The sequence below is a fragment of the Mesorhizobium sp. M7A.F.Ca.ET.027.02.1.1 genome (assembly GCF_004022985.1).
GTDB lineage: Bacteria > Pseudomonadota > Alphaproteobacteria > Rhizobiales > Rhizobiaceae > Mesorhizobium.
The window spans coordinates 1-20084 of sequence record NZ_RZOL01000073.1; the positions used below are offsets into that span (position 1 = coordinate 1).

The 20084-nt window shown below is 63.7% G+C and carries 20 protein-coding genes and 1 pseudogene; 15 read left to right on the top strand and 6 right to left on the bottom strand.

The window, feature by feature from the left end; genetic code table 11:
- Together EN749_RS11245 and EN749_RS11250 are read right to left on the bottom strand one after the other, a co-directional pair.
- A partial coding sequence (locus tag EN749_RS11245) for a flavin reductase (protein ID WP_189367463.1) occupies positions 1 to 288 on the bottom strand: 288 nt, incomplete at its 3' end.
- 6 nt (positions 289 to 294) lie between these two features.
- Positions 295 to 1839, bottom strand: coding sequence for a 4-hydroxyphenylacetate 3-hydroxylase N-terminal domain-containing protein (locus EN749_RS11250; RefSeq protein ID WP_127808400.1), 1545 nt, complete (start codon positions 1837 to 1839; stop codon positions 295 to 297).
- Positions 1840 to 1931: 92 nt separating this feature from the next.
- On the opposite strand from EN749_RS11250, the gene EN749_RS11255 reads away from it, so the two are divergent.
- The 15 genes from EN749_RS11255 (at position 1932) to EN749_RS11325 (ending at position 17674) form a co-directional block, all read left to right on the top strand.
- Positions 1932 to 2801, top strand: a complete 870-nt coding sequence (locus EN749_RS11255; RefSeq protein WP_128363157.1) for a helix-turn-helix domain-containing protein — start codon at positions 1932 to 1934, stop codon at positions 2799 to 2801.
- 161 nt (positions 2802 to 2962) lie between these two features.
- Complete coding sequence (locus EN749_RS11260; RefSeq protein ID WP_128287730.1) at positions 2963 to 3451, top strand: hypothetical protein; 489 nt, start codon at positions 2963 to 2965, stop codon at positions 3449 to 3451.
- A gap of 176 nt (positions 3452 to 3627) precedes the next feature.
- Complete coding sequence (locus EN749_RS11265) at positions 3628 to 4722, top strand: transporter substrate-binding protein (RefSeq protein WP_128363158.1); 1095 nt, start codon at positions 3628 to 3630, stop codon at positions 4720 to 4722.
- Entirely contained in the window at positions 4719 to 5336 is a 618-nt protein-coding gene (locus tag EN749_RS11270) for an ANTAR domain-containing protein (protein ID WP_128363159.1), read from the top strand. The genes EN749_RS11265 and EN749_RS11270 overlap by 4 nt, the downstream gene beginning before the upstream one ends.
- A 19-nt stretch (positions 5337 to 5355) precedes the next feature.
- Positions 5356 to 6222 carry an ABC transporter permease gene (locus tag EN749_RS11275; RefSeq protein ID WP_128278528.1) on the top strand — a complete coding sequence of 289 codons (867 nt, stop codon included), beginning with the start codon at positions 5356 to 5358 and terminating at the stop codon, positions 6220 to 6222.
- The gene (locus EN749_RS11280; protein ID WP_128363160.1) at positions 6219 to 7139 is read left to right on the top strand and encodes an ABC transporter permease; all 921 of its coding nucleotides are present in this window, start codon (positions 6219 to 6221) and stop codon (positions 7137 to 7139) included. The genes EN749_RS11275 and EN749_RS11280 overlap by 4 nt, the downstream gene beginning before the upstream one ends.
- Before the next feature lie 34 nt (positions 7140 to 7173).
- Positions 7174 to 8817 carry an ABC transporter substrate-binding protein gene (locus EN749_RS11285; RefSeq protein WP_128363161.1) on the top strand — a complete coding sequence of 548 codons (1644 nt, stop codon included), beginning with the start codon at positions 7174 to 7176 and terminating at the stop codon, positions 8815 to 8817.
- Positions 8807 to 9751, top strand: coding sequence for an acetamidase/formamidase family protein (locus EN749_RS11290; RefSeq protein ID WP_128363162.1), 945 nt, complete (start codon positions 8807 to 8809; stop codon positions 9749 to 9751). Before EN749_RS11285 ends, EN749_RS11290 begins: the two co-directional genes overlap by 11 nt.
- Positions 9752 to 9875: 124 nt before the next feature.
- On the top strand, positions 9876 to 11639 hold the full coding sequence (locus EN749_RS11295) for an ABC transporter ATP-binding protein (protein WP_128363163.1): 1764 nt from the start codon (positions 9876 to 9878) through the stop codon (positions 11637 to 11639).
- Positions 11640 to 11845: 206 nt separating this feature from the next.
- Positions 11846 to 13054, top strand: coding sequence for an ABC transporter substrate-binding protein (locus EN749_RS11300; RefSeq protein WP_027040146.1), 1209 nt, complete (start codon positions 11846 to 11848; stop codon positions 13052 to 13054).
- Positions 13055 to 13066: 12 nt separating this feature from the next.
- On the top strand, positions 13067 to 13846 hold the full coding sequence (locus EN749_RS11305) for an ABC transporter ATP-binding protein (RefSeq protein WP_127267607.1): 780 nt from the start codon (positions 13067 to 13069) through the stop codon (positions 13844 to 13846).
- Positions 13839 to 14549 (top strand): ABC transporter ATP-binding protein, encoded by a 711-nt coding sequence (locus tag EN749_RS11310; RefSeq protein WP_127267608.1) that lies wholly within the window; start codon positions 13839 to 13841, stop codon positions 14547 to 14549. The genes EN749_RS11305 and EN749_RS11310 overlap by 8 nt, the downstream gene beginning before the upstream one ends.
- Positions 14550 to 14556: 7 nt before the next feature.
- A complete protein-coding gene (locus EN749_RS11315; protein WP_127321083.1) occupies positions 14557 to 15444 on the top strand; it encodes a branched-chain amino acid ABC transporter permease in 888 nt (295 codons plus the stop codon).
- A gap of 22 nt (positions 15445 to 15466) precedes the next feature.
- The gene (locus tag EN749_RS11320) at positions 15467 to 16438 is read left to right on the top strand and encodes a branched-chain amino acid ABC transporter permease (RefSeq protein WP_128363165.1); all 972 of its coding nucleotides are present in this window, start codon (positions 15467 to 15469) and stop codon (positions 16436 to 16438) included.
- Between the two features lie 177 nt (positions 16439 to 16615).
- A complete protein-coding gene (locus EN749_RS11325) occupies positions 16616 to 17674 on the top strand; it encodes an aminopeptidase (protein WP_128363166.1) in 1059 nt (352 codons plus the stop codon).
- An 85-nt stretch (positions 17675 to 17759) separates the two neighbouring features.
- On the opposite strand, the gene EN749_RS11330 is transcribed toward EN749_RS11325, so the two are convergent.
- The 4 genes and pseudogenes from EN749_RS11330 to EN749_RS11345 form a co-directional block, all read right to left on the bottom strand.
- The gene (locus EN749_RS11330; protein WP_127267610.1) at positions 17760 to 17993 is read right to left on the bottom strand and encodes a hypothetical protein; all 234 of its coding nucleotides are present in this window, start codon (positions 17991 to 17993) and stop codon (positions 17760 to 17762) included.
- A 104-nt stretch (positions 17994 to 18097) separates the two neighbouring features.
- Positions 18098 to 18481, bottom strand: a complete 384-nt coding sequence (locus EN749_RS11335; RefSeq protein WP_127328086.1) for a VOC family protein — start codon at positions 18479 to 18481, stop codon at positions 18098 to 18100.
- Between the two features lie 95 nt (positions 18482 to 18576).
- Positions 18577 to 19557, bottom strand: a complete 981-nt coding sequence (locus EN749_RS11340) for a 2-dehydropantoate 2-reductase (protein WP_128363164.1) — start codon at positions 19555 to 19557, stop codon at positions 18577 to 18579.
- 2 nt (positions 19558 to 19559) lie between these two features.
- Positions 19560 to 20084: pseudogene (locus tag EN749_RS11345) on the bottom strand (AMP-binding protein); the annotation flags it as partial.

Consider the following 20084-nt stretch of genomic DNA (forward strand, 5'->3'; position numbering starts at 1 on the left):
GCGTGCCTCCATGTCCCTGGCCGCGCCAGCGAATTTTCCCGCCAGATGCATGTGGTCATGCGTCAGCACGTTGACGCAGAAGCGCTGGTTGGACAGGAACATGGCGGCCTGCGTCGAGCGCCCGTTCATGCACACCAGCAGCGTCGGCGGCTCGTCGGAGACGCTGCACATGGCGGTGGCGGTGAAGCCGCCGCGCCCTGCCGGGCCATCGGTGGTGACGATGTTGACCGGCGCGCAGACCCTCGCCATGGCGTCGCGGAAATCGGCTTTCGAAATCTGCGTGGCCATCTGGTTTCACTCGGCCGTTGAGACAAGCGGATTGAACCAGGTATCGCCCGTCCAGCCATTCTCGTCATAGTCGGCCATGCAGGTGTCGACGAGCTCTTCCATCGCCTTCAGCCGCCCGCCGCGCTCAGCTCCTTTCAGCACCTGCAGCCGCACCTCTTCCGGCGCGCCGGCATAGTTGAGCTCGTAGAGCGCGTGGCGGCCGCCGAACTCGGTGCCGGTCGCGTCCCACAAAAGCTTCATGATCTTGATGCGCTCGATGTGGCCCATGTCGTTGGAGCCGCGCACATATTGCGCCAGATACTTGTCGATCTCGGGGTTGTTGAAGTCGCGCACCGACGACGGCAGGTAGATCAGCCCGGACGCGATCACCCGGCGCACGGTGTCGATGACGCGCGGATAGGCTTCCGACATGAAGGTGCGGTAGGCGAGCGCGGCTTCCAGATTGGGCAGCACCGCGCCATTCGCCCACGGGATCGGGTTGTAGGCCATGGCGTTGGAAAAGCTCCAGAACATGTGCCTGAGCGCGATGACCTCGCCCAGTGCCGCCTGGTTGCCGCGGAAAGCATCGCCGCCCGTGGCGCGCAGCGCCTTGGCCAGCAGGCCGGCGAGGAAATCGAGCTTGACGGCGAAACGCGTGCAGCCCTGGAAGCAATAGCCATGCATGAAGCCGGATGCCGGATGGAAGGACAGGATTTTCTGCGCGTCGCGCAGCACCAGAACGTCCTCCCAGGGGATGAAGACATTGTCGAGCACCAGGATCGCGTCGTTCTCGTCGAAGCGTGACGACAGCGGATAGTCGAAGGGTGCCGCCATCGTGTTGGCGGTCTGCTCGTAGGAGACGCGGCAGAACATCTTTATTCCAGGCGCATTCATCGGCACGATGAACATCACCGACAGCGACGGATCCTCGGTGACCGTCGCCGATCCCTGCGCCAGGAAATTATAGTGCGTCAGCGCCGAGGACGTCGCCACCACCTTGGCGCCGGAGACGTAGATGCCGGCATCCGTCTCCCTGGTGATGTGGACGAAGACGTCCTTCACTTGTTCGGCCGGCTTGTGGCGGTCAATCGGCGGGTTGACGATGGCATGGTTCATGAACAGTGCGGCTTCCTGGGCACGCCTGTGCCAGGACAGGGCATTGTCCTTGAACGGCCCGTACCAGTCGGCATTGGCGCCGAGCGTGTTCATCAGCGCCGCCTTGTAGTCGGGCGTGCGCCCCATCCAGCCATAGGACATGCGTGACCACTCGGCGATCGCCGTCTGCTGGGCGGCGAGTTCGCCAGAGGATTTGGCAACCCGGAAATATTTGTGGGTGTAGCCGCCCGAGCCGGTGTCGGTCGGCGAGGTCAGCGTGTCCCGTCGCAGGGGATCATGCAGCGCATCGTAGAGGCGCGCCAGCGACCGCGCCGAATTGCGCATCGACGGGTGCGTGGTGACATCGGCAATGCGTTCGCCATTGATATAGACCTCGCGGCCGTCGCGCAGGCTCTCCAGATACTCGGCCCCGGTGAACGGCCGTGCCTTGTCGGCGCGGAAGTCTTCTGATCGCATGATGGTCCTCCTCTTAAGCCGCAACACTAGCACCTTGGGCATGCATCTGTTATGGACGGAACGGCAAAACCGATTGGACTTTTTCGGGCGCCATGAGCCAGAATTCCATCCCCGACTTCTTCGTCTATGGCGAGCCGGTAAGGCCGCTCGATGTCGGCTTCCTGCATGTCGAGACTGTGCTTGCGCGCAGCAATATGCATCTTGGTCAGGTTGCGGCGCACAAGCATCCGCAGATGGGCCAGATCACCTACTGGACCAGCGGCTCCGGCACCTACCGTATCGAAGACCGATCCTGGGACTTTTCGGCGCCTGCCGTCAGCTTCGTGCCGAGCGCTGTCGTGCATGGCTTCTCGATCGGACCCGGCACCGACGCCATCGTCGTCTCGGTCGCCGACGGCGCGCTCGCGGCCATCGCCGCTCACAGCCTGCTGCCGCTGGACAGGCCGGTCTTTGCCGACGGTCTGCCACGACACGCGGCGTGGGCGAGACTGGCGGCGGTGCTGGAGATGATCGCCGCCGAATATGCCGAGGCGCAAGCCGGCAATGACAGGGTCCTGCCGGCGCTGATCGCAGTCGCACTCTCCCACATTGCGCGCCTCAGCCCCGGCGTGACCGCATCCGCCGCCTCTTCCGATGCTTCGCTGGCGCGGGGCCTGCGTCGGCTCGCCGACGCGCATTTCCGCGACAACTGGCCGGTCGATCGCTACGTCGAGGCGCTGGCCACCACGCCGCATCTTCTCGACAAGGCTGCCCATGCGGTGCTGGGCGCCGGCGTCAAGCGGGTCGTCAGCGAAAGGCGGCTGCTGGAGGCCAAGCGTCTGCTGCTGTTCACCGTACGCACGGTGGAGGACATCGCCTACGAGATCGGCTTCGACGACCCGGCGTATTTTTCACGGTTCTTTCGCGCGCGGGTCGGCGAAGCGCCCGCCGCCTGCCGTAGGAAGCACTTGCAGGGCCATTGATCCTGCGTGAAATGCAGACCCGTGACGCGCAATTCTCCATGTTGCAGCCACAGCCACTTTTTCGTGAAGCTGAACGGGTTGATCCCTTCGCCTGTCTGCCTAGGTAGAAAGGAGCGGCGGGCGCCACGCAAATCTGACATCGGACCAATCTGACAGTCGGCATGATATTTTCCTGCATTCAAAAGCTTGCCCTCGCTGTTCTCTGTGTCGGCATCCAGTCTTCCTGCGTCGTTCCCGACGATACGTCGCGTATCGCCAAGGTTGATCCAACGGCGGCGGCCGCCCGCAAGGAGATGGTCGGCCTCAGCGAAGCCGATGTTCGAATGTGCGCCGGGTTTCCGACCGCCACCGCCGACGCCGGCCGATCGGGCCAGATCTGGACCTACAAGCGCATCGTCCAGCGCGGCAATCTCAGCATTGTGGTTCCGACTTTGGCGGTCGGCGCGATCCCCGCGGTCGGCGGCTCCGTCAATGTCGCTCCCGGCGGTTATTGCGACACGCAAATTCGCATAGTCGACGGCCGCGTCGCCGAAGTTGCCTATGCCGGCGACAACAATTTGCCGAACAGGCGCGACGCGCTTTGTGTCAGCACGGTGGACGCCTGTGTGACCTATGCCCGTCAACACGGTCAGAGGCCGGCGGCCAGATAGCCGGCGGCAGCGAAACGGCGATGACGGTCACGCAAATATCGTTGAGGGCTTGACTGACCCGCCGGACAGAATACGCTAGCGCAAAATACCGGCTCTGATCGCCGGGCGGCAAGAATGCCTCGTATGCCTCGCCCTTCCGGCGCTGGCTGCGAGGCATTGTCATTTTGGGGATCTGTTTGAAACGGCGTATCGAGATCGGCATCCTGTATTCCCGCTCGGGGAGCTATCAGCTCGTCTCCGATGCGTGCCGCATCGGCGCCATGCGCGCCATCGCCGACATCAACGCCGATCGCAGCTCAGGCATCGAACTGGTGCCGGTCGAGCGCGATCCGCAAAGCAATGCGGACCGCTACGCGACGCTGTGCGAGGATATTTTCAGGACCAGCAGCGCGCGCCATGTCGTCGGCTGCGTCACCTCGTGGAGCCGCAAGGAAGCCATTCCGGTGCTCGAGAAGGCGGGCGGCATGCTCTGGTACGCCTGCCCCTATGAGGGCTTCGAGGCCAACGAGCACGTCGTCTACATGCACGCCTGCCCCAACCAGCATCTGGTGCCGCTGATGGCGCATGTCGTGCCGCGTTTCGGCGCCAACGGTTTCCTGCTCGGCTCGAACTACATCTGGGGCTGGGAGATGAACCGCGTCGCGCGCGACCTGATCGCGGATGCCGGCGGCAAGGTGCTGGGCGAACGCTATCTGCGCATCGGCGAGACCGATGTGTCGCGGCTGATCGCGGAGATCCGCGCCACGCGGCCGAACTTCATCCTCAACAACCTGATCGGCACCTCGTCCTACGCCTTCCTCGCGGCCTATCGCGACCTGGGTCACGAGGATGCCGCCTTCAGTCCCGAGACTTGTCCCGTCATCTCCTGCAACCTCACCGAAGGTGAGCTGCCGGCGATCGGTGAATCCGGCAAGGGACATCTGTCGGTCGGGCCGTATTTCGCGCCGCGGCCGGCCGCCTTCGCCTCGTCTTTCGAGGCCTCCGCCTATGCCTCCGTGCAGGTGATGGCCGACGTGCTCTCCAGCAATTCCGAAGCCGGTCCGGCGGAATTTTCCAGAGCCTTCGCAGAACGCCGCTTCTCCACCCGGCTCGGGCCGATCGCCATCGACGCGCATTCCCAGCACGCGACGCTGCCGGTGATCATCGGGCGCATCGCCGATGGCTTCTTCGAGGTCGTCAGCCGCGAGGACGAAGTCGCGCCAGACCCGTATCTGTCGCGCTACGACCCGGCAAAAACATTCGGCCGCCCGCGCCTGAGGGTGGTATCGTGACGAGAACCCCACGCATCCCCAATCTCGGCGGCGCCAGGGCCTTCATCCTGCATCGCCCGCATCCGACGGTGCAGGCGATCACCAGGCAATTGTCGGCCATCGGCCTGATCACACTGGACTGCTGGCCGGAATTGCCGCCCGAGGCGTTGGCCGCTGATTTCGTCTTCTTGGACGCCGATCTCGGCTTTGACGAGCAATTCCCGTGGAAACCGGGCGAAGCGCCGATGCCGCTGGTGGCTCTGATCGGCTCGGAGGCGCCTGGCCGCATCGAATGGGCGTTGTCGCACAAGGCCGACGCGCAACTGCTGAAGCCGGTCGGCAATGCCGGCGTCTATAGCGCGCTGCTGATCGCAAGGCAGAGTTTCGAGGCGCGAAAACATCTGGCCAGCGAGATTGCCTCGCTTCGCCAGCGCGTCGCCGAGCGCCAGACCATCGTGCGCGCGGTGACGGCACTGGCGAAAGGCGCCGATGACGGCCGCGCCTATGCGCAGCTTCGCTCGCTGGCGATGAGCTGGCAGATCAGCGTCGAGGATGCCGCGCGGCGGATCGTGGCCATGACAAGTGAAGAAGCAACGGGGGAAGAAGGCGGCGATGACCAGTCCCATCGCGCCTGATCTCACCGCACCAGGGCGCATGCCGGTCAAGCCGCGCGCCGGCGTCTGGCGCCGGCTGGTCAGGCGCCGTCTGGCGCTGCTCGGGCTGGTCATCGTGGCCATCGTCGTTGCCGGCGCCGTGCTGGCGCCATGGCTGACAGGCTACGATCCCAACGAGCAGATGTTCGACGGCCTGACCATCGAGGGCTCGCCCTTGCCGCCGGATGCAAAATTCTGGCTGGGCACCGACCTGCTCGGCCGCGACCTGTTGACCCGCATCCTCTACGGCGCCCGCACCTCGCTGATCATCGGCATCGTCGCCAATGGCGTGGCGCTGTTCATCGGCACGCTGGTCGGCGTTGTCGCCGGCTATTTCCGGGGCTGGATCGGCAGCGCGCTGATGCGTTTCACCGATTTGATGATGGCGTTTCCGGCACTGCTGCTCGCCATTTGCCTGGCTGCGGTGTTCGAGCCGAGCCTGTGGATCGTCGCTATGGTCATCGCCCTGGTCAACTGGGTGCAGACCGCCCGCGTTATCTACACCGAGACCTCTTCGCTCGCCGAACGCGAGTTCATCGACGCCGAGCGCACCATCGGGGCGAGCGCACCGCGCATCCTGTTTCGCCACATCCTGCCGCATCTCCTGCCGACCATCATCGTCTGGGGCACGCTCGGCATCTCGACCACGGTGCTGTTGGAGGCGACGCTCTCCTTCCTCGGCATTGGCGTGCAGCCGCCGACCGCGTCCTGGGGCAACATCATCTTCGAGAACCAGACCTACTTCCAGGCAGCACCCTGGCTGGTGTTCTTTCCCGGCGCGGCGATCCTGGCGCTGGCACTGGCCTTCAACCTGATCGGCGACGCGCTGCGCGACATCCTCGATCCGACGCAGAGGGGCCGGGCATGATCGCCTATCTAGGCCGCCGCCTCATCCAGTCGCTGCTGATCCTGCTCGGCGTCTCGCTGATCACCTTCGCGCTGCTCTATCTCTTGCCGGCCGACCCGGTGCGCCAGATCGCCGGTCGCAGCGCCACGCCGCAGACGGTCGAGAACATCCGCCAGCAGCTCGGCCTCGACCAGCCCTTCATCGTCCAGTACTGGCGCTATCTTACGAAGCTCATCAGCGGCGATCTCGGCCGCTCCTACATCCAGCGCTCCGAAGTCACCGAGCTGATCGTCTCACGGCTCCCGGCCAGCCTGTTGCTGATGGTCGGCGCCATCCTGTGCGAGCTGCTGCTCGGCCTGAGCATGGGCCTGATCGCCGCCGTCAAGCGCGGCACCGGCACCGACCAGACGCTGATGGTCGCCTCCTTTGTCGGCGTCTCGGCGCCGCAATTCGTCGTCGGCCTGCTGCTGCTCTACGTCTTTGCCGTGCGGCTCAGCTGGTTACCGATCGGCGGCTATGGCACCTGGCGTCATCTCGTGCTGCCGTCGCTGACCATGGGAATACTCGGCGCCGGCTGGTACGCCCGCATGATGCGCTCGTCGATGATCGATGTTCTGCGTCAGGATTATGTCCGCACCGCCCGCGCCAAGGGCCTGGCGCGGCGAGCCATCCTGTTCCGACATGCACTGCCCAACGCCATCCTGCCGGTCATCGCCATGATCGGCATCGACATCGGCATCTTCATGGGTGGCATCGTCGTCGTCGAAAGCGTGTTCGGCTGGCCTGGCATTGGCCAGCTGGCGTGGCAGGCCATCCAGCGCGTGGACATCCCGATCATCATGGGCGTCACCCTGGTCTCGGCCTTCGCCATCGTGCTCGGCAATCTGCTGGCAGACGTCATCGCGCCCTTCATCGACCCCCGCATCAAGCTCAGATGAAAATGAAAACCAGACAGAGAAAGGGAACATAAAAATGAAAAAGTTTCTCGCATCCACGGTAGCGGCATCGGCGCTGGCGCTGATGCTCGGCATGACAAGTGTTCGCGCCGAGGACGCCGTCGATCCGAACGCCAAGCAGGGCGGCGAGATCATCGCCACATACAAGGACGACGTCACGACGCTCGACCCGGCGATCGGCTATGACTGGCAGAACTGGTCGATGATCAAGAGCCTGTTCGACGGGTTGATGGACTATGAGCCGGGCACCACCAATTTGAAGCCCGACCTTGCCGAAAGCTACGAAATCGCGCCCGACGGCAAGACCTTCACCTTCAAGCTGCGCCATGGCGTGAAGTTCCACAATGGCCGCGAGATGACCGCCGACGACGTGAAATATTCGCTCGACCGCGTCACCAATCCGAAGACCCAGAGCCCCGGTGCCGGCTTCTTCGGCTCGATCAAGGGCTATGACGATGTCGCCGCAGGCAAGGCGGATGGCCTCTCGGGCGTCACCGTCGTCGATCCCTATACGGTCAAGTTCGAGCTGAGCCGGCCCGACGCCACCTTCTTGCATGTCATGGCAATCAACTTCGCGCATGTCGTACCGAAGGAGGAGGTCGAGAAATACGGCGCCGATTTCGGCAAGCATCCAGTCGGCACTGGCGCCTTCAAGCTGGCCGAGTGGACACTCGGCCAGCGCATCGTCTTCGTGCGCAACCCGGACTATTGGCACAAGGGCCTGCCGCACTTGGACAAGATCACCTTCGAGGTTGGCCAGGAGCCGATCGTGGCGCTTCTGCGCATGCAGAAAGGCGAGATCGACCTGCCCCTCGATGGCATTCCACCGGCAAAGTTCCAGGAGGTGATGGCCGATCCCGAGCAGAAGGCGCGCGTCGTCGAAGGCGGCCAGCTGCACACCGGCTACATCACCATGAACACCACCATGGCGCCCTTCGACAATGTGAAGGTCAGGCAAGCCGTCAACATGGCGATCAACAAGGCGCGCATCGTCCAGATCATCAACAACCGCGCCGTGCCGGCCAACCAGCCGCTGCCGCCGTCGATGCCGGGCTACGACAAGGAATACAAGGGCTATCCCTATGATGTCGCCAAGGCCAAGGCGCTGCTTGCCGAGGCCGGTCATCCCGATGGTTTCGACACCCAGCTGTTCGCCATGAACACCGATCCCAACCCGCGCATCGCCCAGGCGATCCAGCAGGATCTGGCGGCCATTGGCATCAAGGCCAGCATCCAGGCATTGGCCCAGGCCAACGTGATTGCCGCCGGCGGCGACAAGGCCGGCGCACCGATGATCTGGTCTGGCGGCATGGGCTGGATCGCGGATTTTCCCGATCCCTCAAACTTCTACGGCCCGATCCTCGGCTGCGCCGGTGCGGTTCCCGGCGGCTGGAACTGGTCATGGTATTGCAACAAGGATCTCGACGCCAAGGCGGCCGAGGCCGACTCGATAACCGATCCGGCAAAGTCCGAAGAGCGCAACAAAATGTGGAGCTCGATCTACGACAAGATCATGGAAGACGCGCCCTGGGCGCCGGTCTTCAACGAGCAGCGCTTCAGCATGAAATCCGCACGCATGGGCGGCGCAGACAACCTCTATGTCGATCCGGTCCATGTCTTCATCAACTATGACAATGTGTACGTAAAAGATGTGCAATAACTGCGACTACACCATCCACGGGCGCCAACATCATTTCGGCTGGGACAATTCGTTTGCCCCGGCCGAGCGGGTGGCGCCCGGCTCGATCATCGAGTTCCAGTGCCTCGATTCCTCCGGCGGCCAGTTGCAGGCCGACAGCACGGTCGCCGACGTCGCCAGGCTCGACTTCGCCACCGTCAATCCGGTGACCGGGCCGATCTTCGTCGAGGGCGCCGAGCCGGGCGACGCACTGAAGGTGACGATCGAGATGTTCAAACCGTCCGGCTTCGGCTGGACGGCCAACATTCCCGGTTTCGGGCTGCTCGCCGACGACTTCAAGGAGCCGGCGCTGAACATCTGGAAATACGACGCCGTCTCGCTCGAGCCGGCGCTGTTCGGCAAAAATGCGCGGGTGCCGTTGAAACCCTTCGCCGGCACCATCGGCAACGCGCTGGCGGAAAAGGGCCACCATTCGGTGGTCCCGCCAAGGCGCGTCGGCGGCAATCTCGACATCCGCGATCTCGCCGCCGGCACCACGCTGTACCTGCCGGTGGAAGTGGCGGGCGCGCTGTTTTCGGTCGGCGATACCCATGCCGCGCAAGGCGACGGCGAGGTCTGCGGCACGGCGATCGAAAGCCCGATGGACGTCGTGCTCAAGCTCGATCTGGTCAAGGACGCCAGGCTGAAGACGCCGCGCTTCACCACGCCAGGCCCGGTGACGCGCCATCTCGACGCCAAGGGTTATGAGGTGACGACGGGCATCGGCCCGGACCTGATGGCGGGCGCCAGGGAAGCGGTCGCGCAGATGGTCGACCTGCTCGCCGGGAGGTACAAGATCGACCCGGTCGAAGCCTATATGCTGGCCTCTGTGTGCGGCGATCTCAGGATCAGCGAGATCGTCGACATGCCGAACTGGGTGGTGTCGTTCTATTTTCCGCGCTGCGTGTTTGAATGACTGGAGGTCGGCGCCGTACCCCCACCCCGCTGCTTCGCAGCAAGGGGGAGGGTAAAATGCTGCCGCCCTACCTCCACCTTGTGGGGAGGTCGGACCGAAGGTCCGGGTGGGGGTTGCGCCTGCAATGATCAGCGAAACCAAATCCATCCTCGACATCGCCAACCTCTGCGTCAGCGTGCGCGGCGAGGATGGCGAGCGCGAGGTCGTCTCCGACCTATCGCTCACGCTGAGCCGCGGCGAGACGCTCTGCATTGCCGGTGAATCCGGCTCCGGCAAATCGATGACCGCACTGGCCATCATGCAATTGCTGCCGCAGCCCGCAGCCCGCATATCGTCTGGGAAAATCCATTTGGGCGATACAGATCTGACGACTCTCGACGAGCGCCGGATGCGGCGCATTCGCGGCGACCGTATCGCCATGATCTTCCAGGAGCCGATGACCTCGCTCAACCCGGTGCTGTCGATCGGCCGGCAGCTCACCGAATCCATCGAGGCACACACCAGCCTGTCGCAGGGCGAAGCTCGTCAGCGCGCCATCGAGGCGTTGAAGGCGGTGCGCATTTCGGAAGCCGAAAGCCGGCTAAAGCAGTTTCCGCACGAGCTCTCCGGCGGCATGCGCCAGAGGGTGATGATCGCCATGGCGCTGGCGCTCGAGCCGGACGTGCTGGTCGCCGACGAGCCGACGACGGCCCTCGACGTCACCGTGCAGGGCGAGGTGCTGGAGCTGCTGCGCGACCTGCAGCGCCAGCACGGCACCAGTGTCATCCTGATCACCCACGATATGGGCGTCGTCGCCGAAATGGCCGACCGCGTCATCATCATGCGGCATGGCCGCATGGTCGAAGAGGGAAAAACCGCTGACATTTTTGCCAGGCCGCAAGCCGACTACACGCGCGAGCTGCTGGCCGCCGTGCCGCGCATCGGCAGCGGTATCGGCCGCCAGAAATCCAGGGATGCCGAGACGGCGATGCCGGCCAATGTCGCCGAAGTCAACGATCTGCATGTCCGCTTCGACTTGCATGGCGGCTTCTTCGGCCGGGTCACCCGCCGCGTCCACGCGGTGGAAGGCGTGACCTTCTCGATCGCGCCCAACGAGACGCTGGCGCTGGTCGGCGAATCCGGCTGTGGCAAGTCGACCACCGCCAAGGCGCTGGCCGGACTGGTGCCCTACAGCGGCGATATCGCGGTTGGCGGGCGCAATCTGTCCGGCCTTGGTCGCGACGAGCGTAAGGCGGTGCGCCGCGACGTGCAGATGATTTTTCAGGATCCCTACGCCTCGCTCGACCCGCGCATGCGCGTCGGCGAACTCGTCGCCGAGCCGCTGCTGATCCATGGCATCGACTCGAAGCAAGAGCGCAGTGACCGTGTCGCGGCGCTGTTCGAGCGCGTCGGCCTGTCGGCCGATCAGATGGAGCTCTATCCGCATGAATTCTCCGGCGGCCAGCGCCAGCGCGTCTGTATTGCACGCGCTCTTGCGCTGCGGCCGAAGCTGATCATCGCCGACGAAAGCGTCTCGGCGCTCGACGTTTCGGTGCAGGCGCGCGTGCTCGATCTGTTGAAGGAATTGCAGCGCGAATTCGGCGTCGCCTATCTCTTCATCTCGCATGACATGGCTGTGGTCGAGAACATCTCCGACCGCGTCGCCGTCATGTATCTCGGCCAGATCATCGAGATGGGCACGCGCGACCAGGTCTTTTCCAACCCGCGCCACCCCTACACCAGACGCCTCATCGAAGCCGTGCCGGTGCCCGATCCAGCCAAGCGAAGAAGCCGCTTCGCCCGCCTCGAACAGGAGATCCCGAGCGCCACCCGCAGGATCGGCGAGGCGCCGCTGAAACTGGCGCTGAGGGATGTCGGCAACGGCCATCTCGTCGCCGCCGAGGGCTGAGCCGGCACTGCCGCCGGGCGGTTCACGTGTTTGTGTCTCTATCTCGCGCTCAAGGCTCGCGTTCCCCCGCCAAACGGTATCGCTTCGCACACGAAATCCCCAACGGCCTCTTCCCCTCTGTCCCTATCTTCCTCATGTTCAATACCATTGCGATGATCGATCGTAGGAGGGTCGGTCGGATTCATCGCTATGGGAGGAAGTCAACCATGAAGGTAAGCCTTTTCGTTTCCGCGGCACTTCTCGCCGCATCCGCGATTCCCGCCTCGGCCGCCGAAATTTCCGACGGCAAGGTCAAGATCGGCATCCTCAACGACCAATCGGGCGTCTACGCCGATTTCGGCGGCAAGTGGTCGGTCGAGGCGGCCAAGATGGCGGTCGAGGATTTCGGCGGCAAGGTGCAGGGAGCGCCGATAGAAATCATCAGCGCCGATCACCAGAATAAGCCCGATATCGCCTCCAACATCGCGCGGCAGTGGTATGACACCGAGCAGGTCGATGCCATCATGGAACTGACGACCTCTTCGGTGGCGCTCGCCGTCCAGGGGATTTCCAAGGAAAAGAAGAAGATCGACATCGTCACCGGCGCGGCGACCACGGAGCTGACCGGCAAACAATGCTCGCCCTATGGCTTCCACTGGGCCTATGACACTCATTCGCAAGCGGTTGGGACCGGCGGCTCTCTCGTGCAGCAGGGGGGCGACAGCTGGTTCTTCGTCACCGTCGACTATGCATTCGGCTATTCGCTGAAGGATCAGACCACCAAGTTCGTCGAGAGCCATGGCGGCAAGGTGCTGGGCGAGGTGCGTTATCCCCTGGGATCGACCGATTATTCGTCCTTCCTGCTGCAGGCGCAATCGTCGGGCGCCAAGGTCATCGGCCTGGCCAATGCCGGCCTCGATACCTCCAACTCCATCAAGCAGGCGGCCGAATTCGGCATCGTCCAGGGCGGTCAACGTCTTGCCGCACTCCTGTTCACGCTGGCCGAGGTGCATGGGCTTGGCCTTCAAGCGGCGCAGGGCGTTGTGCTGACCGAAGGCTATTATTGGGATCGCGACGACAAGAGCCGCGAATTCGGGCAGCGCTTTTTCAAGCGCACCAACCGCATGCCGAACATGATCCAGGCCTCGACCTATTCGGCGGTGACGCAGTACCTGAAAGCGATCGACAAGGCCGGCACCGACGAGACCGAAGCGGTCGCCAAGCAACTGCATTCGATGCCCGTGGACGACGCCGCGATAACCAACGGCAAAGTGCAGGCGGACGGCAACATGGTCCACGACATGTACCTCTATCAGGTCAAGTCGCCAGCCGAGAGCACCAAGGAGTGGGACTACTACAAATATCTCGCCACCATTCCTGGCAACGAGGCCTTCCTGAGCGAAAAGGAAAGCGGCTGTCCGACGGCCGGCCAGTGATCGGCGCGGCCGATGGCGCCGACTGACCTGAGCGCGAACGAGCCGCCTGTGGTGCTTTCCGCCCGCGGGTTGCGGCGTGACTTTGCCGGCTTCATCGCCGTGAAAAACGTCGATCTGGATGTTCGCCATGGCAACATCCATGCCCTGATCGGACCCAACGGCGCCGGCAAGACGACCGTCTTCAACCTGCTCACCAAGTTCCTGGCGCCGACCAGCGGCAGGATCGAGCTGCTTGGCCACGACATCACCCGCACCTCGCCGGCCAGGGTCGCGCGAATGGGTCTGGTGCGCTCGTTCCAGATATCGGCGATTTTTCCGCATCTCAGCGTGCTCGACAATGTGCGCGTTGCCCTGCAGCGGCCGGGCGGGCTCAGCGTTCAGTTCTGGCGCTCGCTGGCGGCGCTCGACCGGCTGACGCCGCGCGCCGAGGAATTGCTGCGCTCGGTCGGTCTCGACGACGCCAGGAACAGGCTCGCCGGCGACCTTTCCTATGGCAGGAAACGCGTGCTCGAGATCGCCACGACCCTGGCGCTCGATCCGAAAGTGCTGCTGCTGGACGAGCCGATGGCCGGCATGGGGCACGAGGACGTGGCCACGGTTTCCGACCTTATCCGTTCGGTGGCCAAGGATCGCGCCGTGCTGATGGTCGAGCACAATCTGACTGTGGTGGCCGACCTTTGCGACTGGATAACGGTCATGCAGCGTGGCGAGGTGCTGGCCGCCGGCGACTACGCCACGGTCAGCCGCGACGAGCGCGTCAAGATCGCCTATATGGGCACCGCCGATGACTAGTACCGCACCTCTGCTTGCCGTCAGCGGCCTCAACGCCTGGTATGGCGAGGGCCATGCGCTGCACGGCGTCGATCTGGAAGTGTATTCCGGCGAGACGGTCACACTGCTCGGCCGCAATGGCGTCGGCAAGACGACGACGCTGCGCGCCATCATGGGGCTGATCCGCAAGCGAACCGGCGGGATCGCCTTCGACGGCCAGGATCTGATGCGGCTGCCGCTGCACCGCACCGCGCATCAGGGCATCGGCTTCGTGCCGGAGGAGCGCGGTATTTTCGCCACGCTGACCGTCGACGAGAACCTGGTTCTGCCGCCGGTCGTGGCCGAGGGCGGCATGAGCGTCGAGGAGATATTCGATCTGTTCCCCAATCTGAAGGAGCGGCGCAACAGTCCCGGCACCAGGCTGTCGGGCGGCGAACAGCAGATGCTGGCGATCGCGCGCATGTTGAGAACGGGTGTGAAAATGCTGCTTCTCGACGAGCCGACGGAGGGGCTCGCTCCCGTCATCGTGCAGCGCATCGGCGCGTTGCTGGCGACGTTGAAAAAGCGCGGCATGACGATCCTGTTGGTCGAGCAGAACTTCCGCTTCGCCAGCCGTGTCGCCGATCGTTTCTATCTGATGGAGCACGGCAAGGTGGTGGCAGGGTTCCCGGTCGGCGAGCTGCCGGACCGCATGACGCAGCTCCACGAAGTCCTGGGTGTATGATGGCGCCATGACGATGATCTTCGGAATCCCGGTTCAGGCTTTCCTCGGCCAGTTGCTGGTCGGCCTGATCAACGGCTCGTTCTACGCCATGCTGAGCCTGGGCCTGGCCGTCATATTCGGCCTGCTGCGGGTCATCAATTTCGCCCATGGCGCCCAATATATGCTCGGCGCCTTCGTCGGCTATCTGCTGCTCACCTATCTCGGCATCGGCTACTGGCCGGCGCTGATCCTTGCGCCGCTGATCGTCGGTGTCTTCGGCATCGTGGTCGAGCGCCTGGCGCTGTCGCGGCTGTACGATCTCGACCCGCTCTACGGGCTGCTCTTCACCTTCGGCCTCGCGCTCGTGCTCGAAGGCATCTTCCGCTACTATTACGGCGTCTCGGGAAACCCCTACGCCGTCCCGCCGCTGCTTTCGGGAGGCACCAATCTCGGCTTCATGTTCCTGCCCAATTATCGCGGCTGGGTCGTCGTTGCCTCGCTGATCGTCTGCTTCGGAACCTGGGTGCTGATCGAGAAGACCAGGCTCGGTTCCTACCTGCGCGCCGCGACGGAGAATCCCCGCCTCGTCCAGGCTTTCGGCGTCAACGTGCCGTTGCTGCTGACCCTGACCTACGGCCTCGGCTCCGCGCTGGCTGGGCTTGCCGGAATTCTGGCAGCGCCGATCTATCAGGTGAGCCCGCTTATGGGGTCGGATCTCATCATCGTCGTCTTCGCCGTCGTCGTGGTCGGCGGCATGGGATCGATCCTTGGCGCCATCGTCACCGGCTACATGCTCGGCCTTGCCGAAGGCCTGACCAAGGTCTTCTACCCTGAGGCCTCCAACCTCGTGGTCTTCGTCATCATGGCCATCGTGCTTCTGGTCCGGCCGGCCGGCCTGTTCGGAAGGGACGCCTGACATGTCGGAAGAGACATCTGACATGTCGGAACTGACGCTTCGCGAGACATCGGCCAAAAACTCGGCACGGCTTGAATGGACGCTGGTCGGGCTCGGCATCCTGGCGCTGCTGGTGGCGCCTTTCCTAGTCTATCCGATCTTCCTGATGAAGATGCTGTGCTTTGCGCTGTTTGCCTGTGCGTTCAATCTCCTGCTTGGCTACACCGGGCTGCTGTCGTTCGGCCACGCCACCTTTTTCGGCGGCGCCGCCTACTTCACGGCGCATGCCGTCAAGGTGTGGGGCTGGCCGCCGGAAGCCGGCATTCTGCTCGGCATGGCGGGTGCGGCCTTGCTCGGCCTTGTCATGGGCTTTTTCGCCATTCGCCGGCAAGGCATCTATTTCGCCATGATCACGCTGGCGCTGTCGCAGATGTTCTTCTTCTTCTGCGTGCAGGCGCCGTTCACGCAAGGCGAGGATGGCATCCAAGGTGTGCCGCGCGGCATGCTGCTAGGCGTCCTCGACCTGAACGTCTCGCTGAACATGTATTATTTCGTGCTGGCGGTGTTCCTCGTCGGCGTCTTCGCCATCTGGCGCATCGTCAATTCGCCGTTCGGCATGATCCTGCGCTCGATCCGCGAGAACGAGAACCGCGCCATTTCGCTGGGCTATTCCGTCGCCAACTACAAGCTCGGCGCCTTCGTCATGTCGGCGGCGCTGGCCGGGCTGGCCGGATCGCTCAAGGCGATCGTTTTCCAGTTCGCCACGCTCACCGACGTCACCTGGCAGATGTCGGGCGAGGTGATCCTGATGACGCTTCTGGGCGGCATCGGCACCATGGTCGGGCCGATCATCGGCGCCAGCCTTGTCATCGGCCTGGAAAACACGCTTGCCACTTCCGGCTTTCCGGTGACCATCGCCACTGGCCTGATCTTCATGGTGTGCGTGCTCGTCTTCCGGCGCGGCATCGTCGGCGAATTTTACGCGCGGATTTTCAAGCGGGCGGGAAAGGACTGATCAGCTGCAGGTTGATGGGACGCGGCTTGCGCGTGATGACGCATGCGTCTCCCCAATGAGCACCTGTCCGGATACTTCAGAAAGCTATAGACCTCGATCAAATCGATGCGACTGCTTGCGACCTGGGGCAATTGCGACTCCATCGGAACGGGTGAGCACTGCTTTGGGCAAATCGTGATGCGCGCATTCTTTCGATTGCTTGTCGTTGTAATCGTGGCGTCCGGCGTGACCGGTTGCACCAGTATTTCCTACTACGCGCAATCCGTGCAGGGCCATCTGCGGATCATGACGGCGCGCCAGGATGTCGGAAAACTGATCGAGGATCCGTCGACGCCGAAGGCATTGCGTGCGCGAATGGCATCGGCGAGCGCTATACGACAGTTCGCAACGGATGAACTGGCGCTGCCCGACAACAACAGCTACCGCAGCTATGTCGACATTGGTCGGGACTCGGTGACATGGGCTGTCTTCGCCGCGCCGGCATTTTCGCTGACGCCGCGAACATGGTGTTTTCCTGTTTTCGGCTGTGTTCCCTACCGGGGGTATTTCTCCAGGAAGTCCGCGACTGAAACCGCTGTCGAACTTCAAGGACAGGGCACGGACGTCTATGTGACGGGCATCACGGCATATTCCACGCTTGGCTGGTCGAGCGACCCGCTGCTCAGCACGATGTTCGGCCAGGATGAAACCAATCTCGCAGCGCTGGTGTTCCATGAACTGGCCCACCAGCGCGTCTACGTGCACGACGATTCCGCATTCAACGAGGCGTTCGCTGTCGCCGTTGAAACGACCGGCGTGAAAAAGTGGCTGCGCGCGACTGGCGACACCGCCGCATTGCGCCGTTACGAAGCTGCCCGGAGGCGCAAGGCTGAATTTCTTGCGCTGGTGTCGCGGACCCGCGACGAGCTGACGCAAGTCTATTCCAACTCCGGCACCTCGGAGCAAAAACTGGCCGCGAAGACGGCCGCGATTGAACGGCTGCGGATGCGCTACCGACACATGCGCGACAGGCGCTGGGGCCGATACCGGGGATACGATGCCTGGTTCGCTTCCCCGATCAACAATGCAAAGCTCGCCGCGACGTCCGTCTATAGCGATCGGGTGACCGCGTTTCTGCGCCTGTTCGACTTGTGTTCGGGCGACTATGTCAGGTTCTATGCGTCAGTCCGACGGATTGGCGCACTGGACCAAGCTCACCGCGTCGATGCACTTGCGGCGGCAGATCGCTGTTATTGAGCCGGTCAAAAGGGATGGCCCGAAGCGTCGGGGAACTTGCGTCCGAAACCAACCAAATCGCGCGATTGAGATCGCCCGCGCGGTTCTACTGGTCCGAGAACTTCACGCTCACGCCGCGCTGCCGAAAATAAGCCTGCATCAACTTGCGGCCCGAGCGGTTGTTCTGCGCCAGCTTGGCCGGATCGAACACCGCCTGTTTGATCCCTTCTCGCGTCAGCGCCGCCTTAAGCGCCGCGATATGTGTGTCGATGTCGGCATTGTCCGCCCGGAGCGAGGCATAGATGCTCTCGGTCGCCTCGGCCACGGTCAGTTCGCTCATTGGTGTCGTCCTTTGGTTGGTTGGGCGGCGCTTAGCACAGATTCGCGGTCCGCCGATACCGAGACCGTCAGTACACAGCGCCCGTCGCGAAAGCGAACCGTTCCTTATGGGGCTTCGTAGAGTTCCAGCGGCAATCCATCCGGGTCCCTGAAAAAGGTAAACCGCTGGTCTGTGTATGGGTCGATCCGGATTGGCTCGACGGCAACGCCTGCGGCTTCCAGGCGGATAATTACGGGCTCAAGATTAGCCACAGCGAATGCCAGATGTCTCAGGCCTGTAGCCTCTGGGTGGGATGGCCGCATCGCTGGTGCAGGGAAGGAGAACAATTCCAGTTGGGCCGACCCGATCCGCAGATCCGCCTTCCATGATTGCCGCTCCTCCCGATAAACCTCCCGGATCAGATCGAGGCCGAGGAGTTCGACGTAGAACCGTCGCGACTGGTCGTAGTCGGTGCAGATGAGCGCGACGTGGTGAATGGCGTTCAGCATGCTGCTAACCTTGGTCAAGCCGGGATATGAGGCCAAGTTGCTTCAAGGCCTGGATCGTCGCGCGCCACGCCTCTGATTTGCCCTGTCCTTCCATCTCACCCATAACACCCGCGTTCCACCGCCAGCCGCCGCACCAGCGCCAGCACGGCATCGATGGTCGGGGTCGGCTTGTCCGTGAGCCGGCCAAGTTCCTGCACCGCGCTCACCAGCGCGTCGATCTCCATCGGCCTGCCGCGCTCCAGGTCCTGCAGCATCGAGGTCTTGTGTTCGCCGACATCGCCGGCGCCCTTGATGCGCCGGTCGACCGCTATGGGAAAACGCACGCCGAGGCTTTCGCCGATCGCCTGCGCCTCCAGCATCATGGTGCGGGCGAGCGCGCGGGTGCCATCGTCGGCAACGATCGCGGCCAGCGTGCTGCCGGTCAGCGCCGAGATCGGGTTGAAGGAGAGATTGCCCCACAGTTTTACCCAGATTTCGCTACGGATGTCCTCGCGCACCGGCGCTTGCAGGCCGGCCTTGACCATCTCCTCGGCCAGAAGCGTGACCCGTTCGCTGCGCTCGCCGGAGGGTTCGCCGAGCGAGAAACGTTTGCCCTCGACATGGCGGATGAGACCCGGCGCATCGACCTCGACGGCGGGATAGACGACCGAGCCGATGACGCGGTCCGGTCCGATCCGCTGCCAGATCGCGCCGCCGGGGTCGACCGCGTTCAGCCTGGTGCCTTCGAGCGGCCCGCCGACGCCGTGGAAATACCACCAGGGCACGCCGTTCTGCATGGTGACGACTGATGTGTGGTCCCCGAGCAGCGGCGCGATCTGGTCAAGGGCTGGGGAGAGAGAATGGGCCTTCAGCGCCAGCACGACGTAATCCTGGGCGCCAAGCTCGTCGGCTTTGGCGGCGGCCCGGACGGGGACCGAAATCTCCTGGCCATCCTCGATCAGGCGCAGGCCGTCCGCCTTGATGGCTTCCAGATGGGCGCCGCGCGCGACGATCGAAAGATCGGTCCGCCCAGTGATGGCGAGCTTGGCCGCGAGATAGCCGCCGATCGCGCCGGCGCCGAAGATGGTGATCTTCATCGTCAAAGCCCGAGTTTGGCGGCGAGGCCGATGCGCTGCAATTTGCCGGTCGCACCCTTGGGGATCTCGTCCAGGATCAGGATCTTGCGCGGCACCTTGAAATCGGCAAGCCGTGTCGCGGCATAGGTGCGAATGTCGCCCTCGGTGGCACTGATGCCTTCGCGCAGCACAACCGCCGCGGCCACCTCCTCGCCAAGCTTGTCATGCGGCATGGCGAAGGTGACGACCTGCGCCACTGCCGGATGGTCCATCAGCACGTCGTCGACCTCGAGCGGCGAGATCTTTTCGCCACCGCGGTTGATGATCTCCTTGAGCCGACCGGTGACGCGCAAATAGCCGTCCTCGTCGAGCACACCCTGGTCGCCGGTGTGGAACCAGCCATGCGCGAAAGCCGTGGCATTGGCATCCGGGTTCTTCTCGTAACCCGTCGTGACATTGGGTCCGCGAATGACGATCTCGCCGGTCTCGCCGGCTGCGAGCAGCCGCCCGTCGGGCGCCATGACAGCCACGTCCGGACCGGCGGAGGC

Coding starts and splice junctions, on each gene's coding strand:
- EN749_RS11250 (WP_127808400.1), bottom strand. CDS start 1,839: ATGCGATCAGAAGACTTCCGCGCCGACAAGGCACGGCCGTTCACCGGG.
- EN749_RS11255 (WP_128363157.1), top strand. CDS start 1,932: ATGAGCCAGAATTCCATCCCCGACTTCTTCGTCTATGGCGAGCCGGTA.
- EN749_RS11260 (WP_128287730.1), top strand. CDS start 2,963: ATGATATTTTCCTGCATTCAAAAGCTTGCCCTCGCTGTTCTCTGTGTC.
- EN749_RS11275 (WP_128278528.1), top strand. CDS start 5,356: ATGCCGGTCAAGCCGCGCGCCGGCGTCTGGCGCCGGCTGGTCAGGCGC.
- EN749_RS11280 (WP_128363160.1), top strand. CDS start 6,219: ATGATCGCCTATCTAGGCCGCCGCCTCATCCAGTCGCTGCTGATCCTG.
- EN749_RS11285 (WP_128363161.1), top strand. CDS start 7,174: ATGAAAAAGTTTCTCGCATCCACGGTAGCGGCATCGGCGCTGGCGCTG.
- EN749_RS11290 (WP_128363162.1), top strand. CDS start 8,807: ATGTGCAATAACTGCGACTACACCATCCACGGGCGCCAACATCATTTC.
- EN749_RS11295 (WP_128363163.1), top strand. CDS start 9,876: ATGATCAGCGAAACCAAATCCATCCTCGACATCGCCAACCTCTGCGTC.
- EN749_RS11300 (WP_027040146.1), top strand. CDS start 11,846: ATGAAGGTAAGCCTTTTCGTTTCCGCGGCACTTCTCGCCGCATCCGCG.
- EN749_RS11305 (WP_127267607.1), top strand. CDS start 13,067: ATGGCGCCGACTGACCTGAGCGCGAACGAGCCGCCTGTGGTGCTTTCC.
- EN749_RS11310 (WP_127267608.1), top strand. CDS start 13,839: ATGACTAGTACCGCACCTCTGCTTGCCGTCAGCGGCCTCAACGCCTGG.
- EN749_RS11315 (WP_127321083.1), top strand. CDS start 14,557: ATGACGATGATCTTCGGAATCCCGGTTCAGGCTTTCCTCGGCCAGTTG.
- EN749_RS11320 (WP_128363165.1), top strand. CDS start 15,467: ATGTCGGAACTGACGCTTCGCGAGACATCGGCCAAAAACTCGGCACGG.
- EN749_RS11325 (WP_128363166.1), top strand. CDS start 16,616: ATGCGCGCATTCTTTCGATTGCTTGTCGTTGTAATCGTGGCGTCCGGC.
- EN749_RS11330 (WP_127267610.1), bottom strand. CDS start 17,993: ATGAGCGAACTGACCGTGGCCGAGGCGACCGAGAGCATCTATGCCTCG.
- EN749_RS11335 (WP_127328086.1), bottom strand. CDS start 18,481: ATGCTGAACGCCATTCACCACGTCGCGCTCATCTGCACCGACTACGAC.
- EN749_RS11340 (WP_128363164.1), bottom strand. CDS start 19,557: ATGAAGATCACCATCTTCGGCGCCGGCGCGATCGGCGGCTATCTCGCG.